The following is an 11,498-nucleotide window of genomic DNA, read 5'->3' as shown; positions in this document are numbered from 1 at the left end:
CCGAGGCCGCGCCGGCGGCGGTCGTGCCGGCGGCCCCTGCGCCATCCGCGCCGGCCGCCTCGCGCACGCCGGCGCTGGCGAGCCTGCCGCCGCTGCCGCCACCGGCCGTGACGGCCCCCCCTGCGCGGCCCGCGCCACCGCCTGCGAACGCGGCAGCACCGTCGGCCGATGCCGCCGGCGCCGTCATGGCGCTCAGCGAGTTGCCGCCCGCGCAGCGCGCGCTGTTGCCGCCGCTGGTCGTCGGCGGTGCGGTCGACTCGCCGCAGCCCTCGGCGCGGCTGCTCGTGCTCGACGGGCGCGTGCTGCGCGAGGGCGAAACGATCGCGCGCGACCTCGTGCTCGAGCGCATCGGCCCGCGCCAGGCCGTGCTGCGCTGGCGCGAGCAGCGCGTGCGCATCGACTTCTGAACGCCGGCGACTCGCCGCGCGGCGCGACGCCGCCGTGCCTCGTCGCCGCGCGGCGTCCCGCCGCGTGCCGGGCGTGCGCACCGGCCGCCGGCTCAGCCCGGAGGCGCCGTGCGGCCGCTGTCGCACCAGCGCCGCACCGCGCAGCGCTCGCACAGGGGCTTGCGCGCCTGGCACACGTAGCGCCCGTGCAGGATCAGCCAGTGGTGTGCGTCGTGCAGGTACTGCGGCGGCACGCGCTCGAGCAGCCGCTTCTCGACCTCGAGCGGCGTCTTGCCCGGCGCGAGCCCGGTGCGGTTGGCAACACGGAAGATGTGCGTGTCGACCGCGATCGTCGGCTCGCCGAACGCGACGTTGAGCACGACGTTGGCCGTCTTGCGCCCCACGCCGGGCAGCGCCTCGAGCGCCTCGCGCGAGCGCGGCACCTCGCCGCCGTGGCGTTCGACGAGGATGCGGCAGGTCTCGATCAGGTGCTTGGCCTTGCTGCGGTACAGGCCGATCGTCTTGATGTACTCGGCCACGCCGTCGACGCCGAGCGCGAGCATCTTCTGCGGCGTGTTGGCCACCGCGAACAGCCGCCGCGTGGCCTTGTTGACGCTGACGTCGGTAGCCTGCGCCGACAGCAGCACCGCCACGAGCAGCTCGAACGGGGTCGTGAACTCGAGCTCGGTCGTCGGTGACGGGTTGGCCGCCTTCAGCGTCGCGAAGAACGGCTCGATGTCCTCGGTCTTCATGTCGGCTCCTGCCGGCGCGCGCGCGCACGGGCGAGCGCCGCTTCGATGACGGCGCGCTTCTTGGCCAGCATCTCGGGGTCGGTCAGGCGGCTGTGCTGCTCGAGGTCGGCGAGCTTGGCCTGGGCCTTGGCCGCGAGGCGCTCGTCGTTCTCGCGCCGATCGCGCTCGAGGCGGAAGCGGTGGAACGCGTAGCGCTCGCGCGCGGCGGCGGCCTGCTCGGGGCTCCACGCGTCCCAGCCGGTACGTGTGCCGGTGACCGGCACCATCGCAATGCAGTCGACCGGGCACGCCGGCACGCACAGCTCGCAGCCGGTGCAGTCGTCTTCGATCACGGTGTGCATGCGCTTGCTCGCGCCGGCGATGCAGTCCACCGGGCAGGCCTTGATGCACAGCGTGCAGCCGATGCACCACGCCTCGTCGATCACCGCCACCGCGCGCGGGCCCTCGGTGCCGTGCGCCGGGTTCAGCGGGATCACCGGGCGTCCGGTGACTGCGGCCAGCCGCCGGATGCCCTCGGCGCCGCCGGGCGGGCACTGGTTGATCGGTGCCTCGCCGGCGGCGATCGCCTCGGCATAGCGGCGGCAGTCGGGGTAGCCGCAGCGCGTGCACTGCGTCTGCGGCAGCACGGCGTCGATGGCGTCGGCCAGCGAGGCGTGCGAAGGCTCGGCGGGGGTCACTCGCCGATTATCGAGCGGCCGTTGCGCCGCCGCCGGCGCGGCCGTGGCGCCGGCCGGGTTCAGCGCTGCGCGCGGCGCGGGGAGGTCTTGCGGCCCGACGCGGCGGCGGTGCGCGCCGCCGTCTTCGTGCCGGTGCGCCGCCGGCGCAGTGGCGTGCCGGGGGGCACGTGCGGCGCGCCCGGCACCTCGACCATCTTGATCGGCCGCGGCACGTCGCCGGGGTGCGCGCCGTGGAAGTTGGCGATGAAGTCGCGCACGCGCGGGTACACCATCTCGCGCCAGCGCCGGCCCGAGAAGATGCCGTAGTGGCCGGCGCCGGGCACGTCGTAGTGGAACTGGTGCTCGACCGGGATGCCGGTGCACAGCGCGTGCGCAGCCTTGGTCTGGCCGGCGCCCGAGATGTCGTCGAGCTCGCCCTCGACGGTCAGCAGCGCGGTGCCGGTGATGTCCTGCGGGCGCACGAGCCGGCCCTTGACGCGCCACGTGCCGTTGACGAGCGCGAAGTCCTGGAACACGACCTTGATCGTGTCGAGGTAGTACTCGGCCGGCATGTCGAGCACGGCGTTGTACTCGTCGTAGAACTGGCGGTGCGCCTCGGCGCTGTCGCCGTCGCCGCGGATCAGGTCGAGGAAGTAGTCGTAGTGCGACGACAGGTGCCGGTCCGGGTTCATCGCGACGAAGCCGGTGTGCTGCAGGAAGCCAGGGTAGACGGCACGCCCCGCGCCCGGGTAGTTCGGCGGCACGCGGTAGATGACGTTGTTCTCGAACCACGAGTGGCTCTTGTTCATCGCCAGGTTGTTGACCGCGGTGGGCGACTTGCGCGCGTCGATCGGGCCGCCCATCATCGTCAGCGTGCGCGGCGTGAACTCGCCGTCGCTGGCCATCAGCGACACCGCCGCGAGCACCGGCACCGTGGGCTGGCACACCGACATCACGTGCACGCCCGGGCCGATGTGGCGGATGAACTCCTGCACGTAGTGCACGTAGTCGTGCAGGTGGAACGGGCCCTTCTCGACCGGCACCATGCGCGCGTCGGTCCAGTCGGTGATGTAGACCTTGTGGTCCTGCAGCAGGCTGCGCACCGTGTCGCGCAGCAGCGTCGCGTGGTGCCCCGACAGCGGCGCGACGACGAGCACGGTCGGCTGCGTCTTCATCTTGACGAGCACGTCGTGGTCGTCGGTGAAGCGCTTGAAGCGCAGCAGCCGGCAGAACGGCTTCTCGATCGCGACCTTCTCCTGCACCGCGACGTCGACGCCGCCGACGCGCACCGTGTGGATCCCGAACGCCGGCTTCTCGTAGTCCTTGGCCAGGCGGTGCAGCAGGTCGAAGCCGGCGGCAATGCGCTGCGCCATCGGCGTGTGCGAGAACGGCGACAGCGGGTGGCTGTACAGCTTCGCCGACGCACTGGCGAACTCGGAGAACGGCGCCATCAGCGCGCGCTGCGTTTCATAGAGCTGGTACAGCATCGGGGCTTCCTCCGTCGTCGGGCCTGCCCGCATCGGGCGGCGGCACGGCCCCTTGCGGCCGCGTCACCGCCTTCTTTGTGCAGTGCAGCATTATCGTCCGGAACCGATGCTGCCGCGGCCCGGCGGGTGCCAAAAGCGAGAAAACACGTAGGGTGGTGGCGCGAATCGCCGGCGCCTGTCACCGAGGCGACAGGGGCGCCCTGCCGCGCGGGCGCGCGCGCTCAGCCGCGCATCACGTGCGCGATCGCGCTGGCCACCGCGTCGAGGTTGTGTTCGTTGAGCGCCGCCACGCAGATGCGCCCCGAGTCGACGCCGTAGACGCCGAACTCGCTGCGCAGGCGCTGCATCTGCGCCGCGCTCATGCCCGAGTAGCTGAACATGCCCTTCTGGCGCGTGATGTACGAGAGGTCGCCGGGCACGCCGGCGGCCTCGAGCTTGCGCTTCAGGGCCTCGCGCATCGCCTTGATGCGCTGGCGCATGCCGGCGAGCTCCTGCTCCCACTGCGCGCGCAGCGCCGGCGTCGTCAGCACGGTGGCCACGACCTGCGCGCCGTGCGTCGGCGGGTTGCTGTAGTTCGTGCGGATCACGATCTTCAGCTGGCTGAGCACGCGCGCGGCCTCGTCCTTGTCTTCGCAGACGACGCTCAGTGCGCCGACACGCTCGCCGTACAGCGAGAAGCTCTTCGAGAACGAGGTCGCGACGAAGAAGTCGACGCCGCTGGCGAGGAACTCGCGCACCGCGGCGCCGTCCTCGGCGATGCCGTCGCCGAAGCCCTGGTACGCCATGTCGAGGAACGCGACCAGGCCGCGCGCCTTCACCGTGTCGACGACGTGGCGCCACTGCGCGGGCGTCAGGTCGGCGCCGGTCGGGTTGTGGCAGCACGCGTGCAGCACGACGATCGTGCCGGCCGGCGCCGCGTCGAGCGCGGCGAGCATCCCCTCGAAGTTCACGCCGCGCGTCGCGGCGTCGTAGTACGGGTAGGTCTCGACCTTGAACCCGGCGTGGGTGAACAGGGCGCGGTGGTTCTCCCAGCTCGGGTCGCTGATCAGCACCTTGGCGTCGGGGCGCAGCTTCTTCAGGAAGTCGGCGCCGACCTTCAGCGCGCCGGTGCCGCCGAGCGCCTGCACGGTGGCCACGCGCCCCGACGTGACGGCCTCGCTGTCGGCGCCGAACACCAGCGCCTGCACCGCCTGGTCGTACGCGGCGATGCCGTCGATCGGCAGGTAGCCGCGCGGCTTCGGCGCTTCCATCAGCTGCTTCTCGGCCGCCTGCACACAGGCCAGCAGCGGCAGCTTGCCGTTCTCGTCGGTGTAGACGCCCACGCCGAGGTTGACCTTGTTCGGCCGCGGGTCGGCGGCGAACTGCTCGTTGAGCCCCAGGATCGGGTCGCGGGGGGCCATCTCGACGGCGGCGAACAAGGTCATCGTGCTTCCTGGCAGGGTGGGGGCGGGGGAAGGCAGCGCGCTGCAGGCCGCTGCGTTAGGCTGTCGGGTTCAGCGGCGCTTGCACGCGCACCCGATGCCCGCATTTTAGTGAGTCGTACAGGGAAACCCCGATGGCCGAACCGACCGTGACCGAAGCCCCCGCGGCCGATGCGCCTGCGGGCGAGTTCGTCTCGTTCCCCGACTCGCCGTTCCAGCTGTACCAGCCGTACCCGCCGGCGGGCGACCAGCCGGCGGCGATCGCACAGCTCGTCGAGGGCGTGCGCGACGGCTTGAGCTACCAGACGCTGCTCGGCGTCACCGGTTCGGGCAAGACGTTCACGATGGCCAACGTGATCGCGCGGCTCGGGCGCCCGGCGATCGTGTTCGCGCCGAACAAGACGCTGGCCGCGCAGCTGTACAGCGAGTTCCGCGAGTTCTTCCCGAAGAACGCGGTCGAGTACTTCGTCAGCTACTACGACTACTACCAGCCCGAGGCCTACGTCCCGCAGCGCGACCTGTTCATCGAGAAGGACAGCTCGATCAACGAGCACATCGAGCAGATGCGGCTGTCGGCAACGAAGAGCATCCTCGAGCGGCGCGACGTCGTCGTCGTGGCCACCGTCAGCGCGATCTACGGCATCGGCAAGCCCGAGGACTACACGCAGATGCGCTTCATCGTGCGCGTGGGCGACCGGCTCGGCCAGCGCGACGCGATCGCGCAGCTCGTGCGCATGCAGTACACGCGCGGCGAGACCGACTTCGCGCGCGGGACGTTTCGCGTGCGCGGCGACCAGATCGACGTCTTTCCGGCCGAGCACAGCGAGCTGGCGGTGCGCATCGAGCTGTTCGACGACGAGGTCGAGTCGCTCGCGCTGTTCGACCCGCTCACGGGGCGCATCCGCCAGAAGGTGCCGCGCTTCGTCGTCTACCCGTCGAGCCACTACGTGACGCCGCGCGAGCAGGTGCTGCGCGCGATCGACGGCATCAAGGCCGAGCTGCGCGAGCGCCTGGCCGAGCTGGTCGCCGCAGGCAAGCTCGTCGAGGCGCAGCGCCTCGAGCAGCGCACGCGTTTCGACCTCGAGATGCTGCAGGAGGTCGGCCACTGCAAGGGCATCGAGAACTACACGCGCCACCTCTCGGGCGCCAAGCCCGGCGAGCCGCCGCCCACGCTCGTCGACTACCTGCCCGCCGACGCGATCATGTTCCTCGACGAGAGCCACGTGCTGATCGGCCAGCTCGGCGGCATGTACAACGGCGACCGCGCGCGCAAGCAGACGCTCGTCGACTACGGCTTCCGCCTGCCCAGCGCGCTCGACAACCGGCCGCTGAAGTTCGAGGAGTTCGAGCGCAAGATGCGCCAGGCGATCTTCGTCAGTGCCACCCCCGCCGACTACGAGCGCGAGCACTCGGGGCAGGTCGTCGAGCAGCTCGTGCGCCCGACGGGCCTCGTCGACCCCGAGATCGAGGTCCGCCCGGCGTCGACGCAGGTCGACGACGTGCTGCAGGAGATCCGCGAGCGCGTCGAGCGGCACGAGCGCGTGCTGATCACGACGCTGACCAAGCGCATGGCCGAGCAGCTGACCGACTACCTCGCCGACAACGGCGTCAAGGTGCGCTACCTGCACAGCGACGTCGACACCGTCGAGCGCGTCGAGATCATCCGCGACCTGCGGCTGGGCACGTTCGACGTGCTGGTGGGCATCAACCTGCTGCGCGAGGGGCTCGACATCCCCGAGGTGTCGCTGGTCGCGATCCTCGACGCCGACAAAGAGGGCTTCCTGCGCGCCGAGCGCAGCCTGATCCAGACCATCGGCCGCGCGGCGCGCAACGTGCACGGCAAGGCGATCCTCTACGCCGACCAGATCACCGACTCGATGCGGCGCGCGATCGACGAGACCGAGCGCCGGCGCGCCAAGCAGATCGCCTACAACGCCGCGCACGGCATCGTGCCGCAGGGCATCCGCAAGCAGGTGCGCGACCTGATCGACGGCGTCGTCTCCGACCGCGCCGCGAAGGACGACCTGCAGCGCGCGCAGGCCGCGGCCGAGGTCGAGGCGCTGTCCGAGAAGGACCTCGGCAAGCGCATCAAGCTGCTCGAGCGCCAGATGCTCGAGCACGCGAAGAACCTCGAGTTCGAGAAGGCCGCGCGCCTCCGCGACCAGCTCGCGCTGCTGCGCGAGCAGGCGTTCGGCGGGCCGGGGCACGACGCCAACGTCGTGCCGCTGGTGGCCGGCGGCAAGCCGTGAGCGCTGACCTCGCGCGCGCCGAGCGCTTCGCCGCGCGCTTCGGCCTGCGGCTGCCGGTGCTGATGGCGCCGATGGCCGGCGCGAGCCCCGTCGCGCTCGCGGCGGCAGTGGCCGACGCCGGCGGCATGGGCGCGCTCGGCGCGCTGCTGATGGAGCCGCCGGCGATCGCCGACTGGGTCGCCGCGTACCGCCGCGCGGGCGACCGGCCGCTGCAGATCAACCTCTGGGTCCCTGACCCGCCGCCGGCGCGCGACGCCGCGCACGAAGCGGCGCTGCGCGCGTTCCTCGCCCGCCATGGGCCGCCGGTGGCCGCCGAGGCCGGCGACGCCCGGCCCCCCGACTTCGCCGCCCAGTGCGAAGCGCTGCTGGCCGCCCGCCCCACCGCGGCATCGTCGATCATGGGCCTGTTTCCCGAGCGCGTCGTGCAGCGGCTGAAGGACGCCGGCATCGCCTGGTTCGCCAACGTGACGACGCTCGGCGAAGCGCGCGCGGCGGCGGCGGCCGGGGCCGACGTGATCGTCGCCCAGGGTGCGGAGGCTGGCGGCCACCGCGGCGCGTTCGACGCCGCGCGGGCGCGCGACGAGGCCGTCGGGCTCTTTGCGCTGCTGCCGCAGGTCGTCGACGCGGTCGACGTGCCGGTGGTCGCCACCGGCGGCATCGCCGATGCGCGCGGCGTGGCCGCCGCGCTGCTGCTCGGTGCGAGCGCGGTCCAGCTCGGCACCGCGCTGCTGCGCACGCCCGAGGCCGGCGTCGCGCCGTGCTGGGCCGCCGCGCTGGCCACGCTCGTGCCCGAGGCGACGCGGCTGACGCGCGCGTTCTCCGGCCGCTGGGGCCGCGCGATCGCGACCGACTACGTCCGCGCCGCCGCCGCGCCGGACGCGCCGCCGCCCGCGCCGTACCCGGTGCAGCGCGGGCTGACCGCGGCGATGCGCCAGGCCGCCGAAGCGGCCGGCGACCTGCGGCACCTGCAGGCCTGGGCCGGACAGGCGGCCGCGCTCGCGCACGCCGATTCGCCGCGCGTCACGCTGCCGCGGCTGTGGGCCGACGCGCGGAACCTGCTGGCCGGCGGCGCCTCGGAGGCGGCATGACGGACGTCCTCGTGCCGACGACGCGCGTGCTGATGGTGTGCATGGGCAACATCTGCCGCTCGCCGACCGCCGAGGCGGTGCTGCGCACGCAGGCGGCGCTGCGCGGGCTGGCGCGGCGCGTCGAGGTCGACTCGGCCGGCACGCACGGCTGGCACGCCGGCGAGCCCCCCGACCCCCGCGCGCAGGCGCACGGCGCGCGGCGCGGCTACGATCTCGCGCCGCTGCGCGCACGCCGCGTGCAGGCCACCGACTTCGGGCGTTTCGACCTGATCCTCGCGATGGACCGCGACAACCTCGCCCACCTGCTCGAGCTGCGGCCGCCCGGCGCCGGGGCACGGGTCGAGCTGCTGATGCGCTTCGCGCGCCGGCACGCGGTCGACGAGGTGCCCGACCCGTATTACGGCGCCGCCGACGGGTTCGAGCGCGTGCTCGACCTCGTCGAGGACGCCTGCGAGGGGCTGCTCGACCACCTGTGCGCGACAACCCTCAGGCCGTGAGGGAACCAACGCGCGCAAACTCGACCGAAAGACTCGGCTTCACGTATACTCGACTCAAACGCTCGGAATAGCGATCGGCCGTTCCGATGCGGGGCCCGTCAGCGCGGGCCCGGTCGCGGTATCGGCCGCGGCGGATCCGATCGGTCCGCCGTCACGAGGGCGCGCCACCGGCGCACATTTCGGGTCAGCGATGCCGCAAGGCGAAAGGAGTTGTCGATGCGTCTCACCACCAAGGGCCGATTTGCCGTCACCGCGATGATCGATCTGGCACTGCGCTCCCACTCGGGGCCGGTGGCCCTGGCCGCCATCAGCGCCCGCCAGCAGATCTCGCTGTCGTACCTCGAGCAGCTGTTCGGCAAGCTGCGCCGGCATGAACTCGTCGAGAGCACGCGCGGGCCGGGCGGCGGCTATTCGCTGGGCCGCAAGGCCGAAGACATCACGGTGGCCGACATCATCGTCGCCGTCGATGAGCCGATCGACGCCACCGGCTGCGGCGGCAAGGAAGGCTGCATGGGCGAGGACACCGGCAAGTGCATGACGCACGACCTGTGGGCCAGCCTGAACCAGAAGATGATCGAGTACCTCGACTCGATCACGCTGAAGAAGCTGGTCGACGAGCAGATCGCCAAGGGCGTGTCGGTCGAGGAGGCGCCGGTCAAGCGCGCGATCTCGAGCGTGCCGGTGGTCAAGCCGATCAAGGTCACGGCGCCGAACTCGGTGTTCGCGCTCGGCGGCGCATTGACGAAGTAATTCACGCGACGCACTGGACGAGGCCACGGCCGATGGACATGACCCCCCACTTCCCGATCTACATGGACTACGGCGCCACCAACCCGGTGGACCAGCGCGTCGTCGACGCGATGATCCCGTGGCTGCGCGAGCACTTCGGCAACCCGGCGTCGCGCAGCCACGCGTGGGGCTGGGAGGCCGAGGAAGCCGTCGAGAAGGCGCGCGCGCAGGTCGCCGACCTGATCGGCGCCGACCCGCGCGAGATCGTCTGGACCTCGGGGGCCACCGAGAGCGACAACCTCGCGCTCAAGGGCGCGGCGCACTTCTACAAGACGCGCGGCAAGCACATCGTCACCGTCAAGACCGAGCACAAGGCCGTGCTCGACACCTGCCGCGCGCTCGAGCGTGACGGCTTCGAGGTGACCTACCTCGACGTCAAGGAAGACGGTCTGCTCGACCTCGACCGCTTCAAGGACGCGTTGCGTCCCGACACGATCCTGGCGTCGGTGATGCTCGTCAACAACGAGATCGGCGTGATCCAGGACATCGCGACGATCGGCGCGATGTGCCGCGAGCGCGGCATCATCTTCCACACCGACGCCGCGCAGGCCACTGGGAAGATGCCGATCGACGTCAAGTCGCTGCCGGTCGACCTGATGAGTCTGGCGTCGCACAAGACCTACGGGCCCAAGGGCATCGGGGCCCTCTACGTGCGGCGCAAGCCGCGCGTGCGTCTCGAGGCGCAGATGCACGGCGGCGGTCACGAGCGCGGCATGAGGAGCGGCACGCTGCCCACGCACCAGTGCGTCGGCATGGGCGAGGCGTTTCGCATCGCCAAGGAAGAGATGGGCACCGAGCTCGAACGCATCCGCATGCTGCAGCAGCGGCTGCTGCGCGGCATCGCCGACATCGAGCAGGTCTACATCAACGGCAGCCTCGAGCACCGCGTGCCGCACAACGTCAACGCGTCGTTCAACTACGTCGAGGGCGAGAGCCTGATCATGGGCATCAAGGGCATCGCGGTGTCGTCGGGCTCGGCGTGCACCTCGGCGAGCCTCGAGCCGAGCTATGTGCTGCGCGCGCTCGGCCGCAGTGACGAGCTCGCACACTCGAGCCTGCGCATGACGATCGGCCGCTTCACGACGGAGGAAGAAATCGACTACGTCGTCACCACGCTGAAGGACCGCGTCGCGAAGCTGCGCGAGCTGTCTCCGCTGTGGGAGATGTACAAGGACGGCATCGACCTCAACACGATCCAATGGACTGCCCACTGACGAGAGACCGTCCCTGCGGACGGTCTCTCGCGGTGGGCAGGCCCTGCGGCATGCAGGCCGCAGGGCTTGCGCACTGACAAAGCAGCAAGGAGCAGTAGACATGGCCTACAGCAACAAAGTCATCGACCACTACGAGAACCCGCGCAACGTCGGCTCGTTCGACAAGGGCGACGAGACGGTGGGCACCGGCATGGTCGGCGCGCCGGCGTGCGGTGACGTGATGAAGCTGCAGATCAAGGTCAACCCCGAGACGGGGCTGATCGAGGACGCCCGCTTCAAGACCTACGGCTGCGGCTCGGCGATCGCGTCGAGCTCGCTGGTGACCGAGTGGGTCAAGGGCAAGTCGCTTGACGAGGCGCTGAAGATCAAGAACACGCAGATCGCCGAGGAGCTCGCGCTGCCGCCGGTCAAGATCCACTGCTCGATCCTCGCCGAGGACGCGATCAAGGCCGCCGTCGAGGACTACAGGGCCAAGCACGGCGCGCCGGCCGGCTCGCACTGAGTGCCATGGCGGTCACGCTGACCGAAGCCGCCGCGCGGCACGTCACGCGCTACCTGGCCCGCCGGGGCAAGGGCATCGGCGTGCGCCTGGGCGTCAAGACGACCGGCTGTTCGGGGCTGGCGTACAAGCTCGAGTACGCCGACGAGATCGCGCCGGAGGACCACGTGTTCGAGGGTCACGGCGTCAAGGTGCTCGTCGACCCGAAGAGCCTGCCGTACATCGACGGCACCGAGCTCGACTTCGTGCGCGAGGGGCTCAACGAGGGTTTCAAGTTCCACAATCCGCGCGAGAAGGACCGCTGCGGCTGCGGCGAGTCGTTCCGCGTGTGACGCGCTGCCACCCCCGGGCGCGGCCGACGGCCGCGCCTTTTCTTTTGGTAATTCCTAACCTTTCCGGACCAGAATTGGACGTAGGTCCTGGATGGAGATCTGCTTGAGAAGCTTGTACAGCAAGGGTT

The 11,498-nt window shown here is 71.2% G+C and carries 12 protein-coding genes; 8 read left to right on the top strand and 4 right to left on the bottom strand.

Annotated elements, in window-relative coordinates:
• Positions 1-407: general secretion pathway protein GspB (locus MOJ79_RS18255; RefSeq protein ID WP_241925440.1), on the top strand; the 407-nt coding region annotated here is incomplete at its 5' end.
• A gap of 92 nt (positions 408-499) precedes the next feature.
• Here the strand turns inward: MOJ79_RS18255 and nth are convergent.
• The 4 genes from nth to MOJ79_RS18235 all read right to left on the bottom strand — a co-directional run bounded on the left by nth (position 500) and on the right by MOJ79_RS18235 (position 4,705).
• The gene (nth, locus tag MOJ79_RS18250; protein WP_241925439.1) at positions 500-1,138 is read right to left on the bottom strand and encodes an endonuclease III; all 639 of its coding nucleotides are present in this window, start codon (positions 1,136-1,138) and stop codon (positions 500-502) included.
• The gene (gene rsxB / locus MOJ79_RS18245) at positions 1,135-1,815 is read right to left on the bottom strand and encodes an electron transport complex subunit RsxB (protein WP_241925438.1); all 681 of its coding nucleotides are present in this window, start codon (positions 1,813-1,815) and stop codon (positions 1,135-1,137) included. Before rsxB ends, nth begins: the two co-directional genes overlap by 4 nt.
• A 59-nt stretch (positions 1,816-1,874) precedes the next feature.
• Positions 1,875-3,281 (bottom strand): polyhydroxyalkanoate depolymerase, encoded by a 1,407-nt coding sequence (locus MOJ79_RS18240; protein ID WP_241925437.1) that lies wholly within the window; start codon positions 3,279-3,281, stop codon positions 1,875-1,877.
• Positions 3,282-3,502: 221 nt separating this feature from the next.
• Entirely contained in the window at positions 3,503-4,705 is a 1,203-nt protein-coding gene (locus tag MOJ79_RS18235) for an amino acid aminotransferase (RefSeq protein WP_241925436.1), read from the bottom strand.
• Between the two features lie 131 nt (positions 4,706-4,836).
• On the opposite strand from MOJ79_RS18235, the gene uvrB reads away from it, so the two are divergent.
• From uvrB to iscA, 7 genes are all read left to right on the top strand, one after another.
• Entirely contained in the window at positions 4,837-6,951 is a 2,115-nt protein-coding gene (gene uvrB / locus MOJ79_RS18230; RefSeq protein ID WP_241925435.1) for an excinuclease ABC subunit UvrB, read from the top strand.
• Positions 6,948-8,039, top strand: coding sequence for an NAD(P)H-dependent flavin oxidoreductase (locus MOJ79_RS18225; RefSeq protein WP_241925434.1), 1,092 nt, complete (start codon positions 6,948-6,950; stop codon positions 8,037-8,039). Before uvrB ends, MOJ79_RS18225 begins: the two co-directional genes overlap by 4 nt.
• Positions 8,036-8,536, top strand: a complete 501-nt coding sequence (locus tag MOJ79_RS18220) for a low molecular weight protein-tyrosine-phosphatase (RefSeq protein WP_241925433.1) — start codon at positions 8,036-8,038, stop codon at positions 8,534-8,536. Before MOJ79_RS18225 ends, MOJ79_RS18220 begins: the two co-directional genes overlap by 4 nt.
• Positions 8,537-8,752: 216 nt before the next feature.
• Positions 8,753-9,286 (top strand): Fe-S cluster assembly transcriptional regulator IscR, encoded by a 534-nt coding sequence (gene iscR / locus MOJ79_RS18215; RefSeq protein WP_241925432.1) that lies wholly within the window; start codon positions 8,753-8,755, stop codon positions 9,284-9,286.
• Between the two features lie 32 nt (positions 9,287-9,318).
• Positions 9,319-10,539, top strand: coding sequence for an IscS subfamily cysteine desulfurase (locus MOJ79_RS18210; RefSeq protein WP_241925431.1), 1,221 nt, complete (start codon positions 9,319-9,321; stop codon positions 10,537-10,539).
• A 100-nt stretch (positions 10,540-10,639) separates the two neighbouring features.
• A complete protein-coding gene (iscU, locus tag MOJ79_RS18205; protein WP_241925430.1) occupies positions 10,640-11,041 on the top strand; it encodes a Fe-S cluster assembly scaffold IscU in 402 nt (133 codons plus the stop codon).
• Positions 11,042-11,046: 5 nt separating this feature from the next.
• Positions 11,047-11,370, top strand: coding sequence for an iron-sulfur cluster assembly protein IscA (iscA, locus tag MOJ79_RS18200; protein ID WP_119288241.1), 324 nt, complete (start codon positions 11,047-11,049; stop codon positions 11,368-11,370).
• The last annotated feature ends 128 nt before the right edge of the window (positions 11,371-11,498 follow it).

Source organism: Calidifontimicrobium sp. SYSU G02091 (assembly GCF_022631395.1).
In the GTDB taxonomy this organism is placed as follows: Bacteria; Pseudomonadota; Gammaproteobacteria; order Burkholderiales; family Burkholderiaceae_C; genus Calidifontimicrobium; species Calidifontimicrobium sediminis.
This window is presented reverse-complemented; position numbering and strand designations above follow the sequence as displayed.

Bases quoted from the DNA above. Each gene is read 5' to 3' on its own strand.
- nth (WP_241925439.1), bottom strand. From the start codon at position 1,138: ATGAAGACCGAGGACATCGAGCCGTTCTTCGCGACGCTGAAGGCGGCC.
- MOJ79_RS18240 (WP_241925437.1), bottom strand. From the start codon at position 3,281: ATGCTGTACCAGCTCTATGAAACGCAGCGCGCGCTGATGGCGCCGTTC.
- MOJ79_RS18235 (WP_241925436.1), bottom strand. From the start codon at position 4,705: ATGACCTTGTTCGCCGCCGTCGAGATGGCCCCCCGCGACCCGATCCTG.
- uvrB (WP_241925435.1), top strand. From the start codon at position 4,837: ATGGCCGAACCGACCGTGACCGAAGCCCCCGCGGCCGATGCGCCTGCG.
- MOJ79_RS18220 (WP_241925433.1), top strand. From the start codon at position 8,036: ATGACGGACGTCCTCGTGCCGACGACGCGCGTGCTGATGGTGTGCATG.
- iscR (WP_241925432.1), top strand. From the start codon at position 8,753: ATGCGTCTCACCACCAAGGGCCGATTTGCCGTCACCGCGATGATCGAT.
- MOJ79_RS18210 (WP_241925431.1), top strand. From the start codon at position 9,319: ATGGACATGACCCCCCACTTCCCGATCTACATGGACTACGGCGCCACC.
- iscU (WP_241925430.1), top strand. From the start codon at position 10,640: ATGGCCTACAGCAACAAAGTCATCGACCACTACGAGAACCCGCGCAAC.
- iscA (WP_119288241.1), top strand. From the start codon at position 11,047: ATGGCGGTCACGCTGACCGAAGCCGCCGCGCGGCACGTCACGCGCTAC.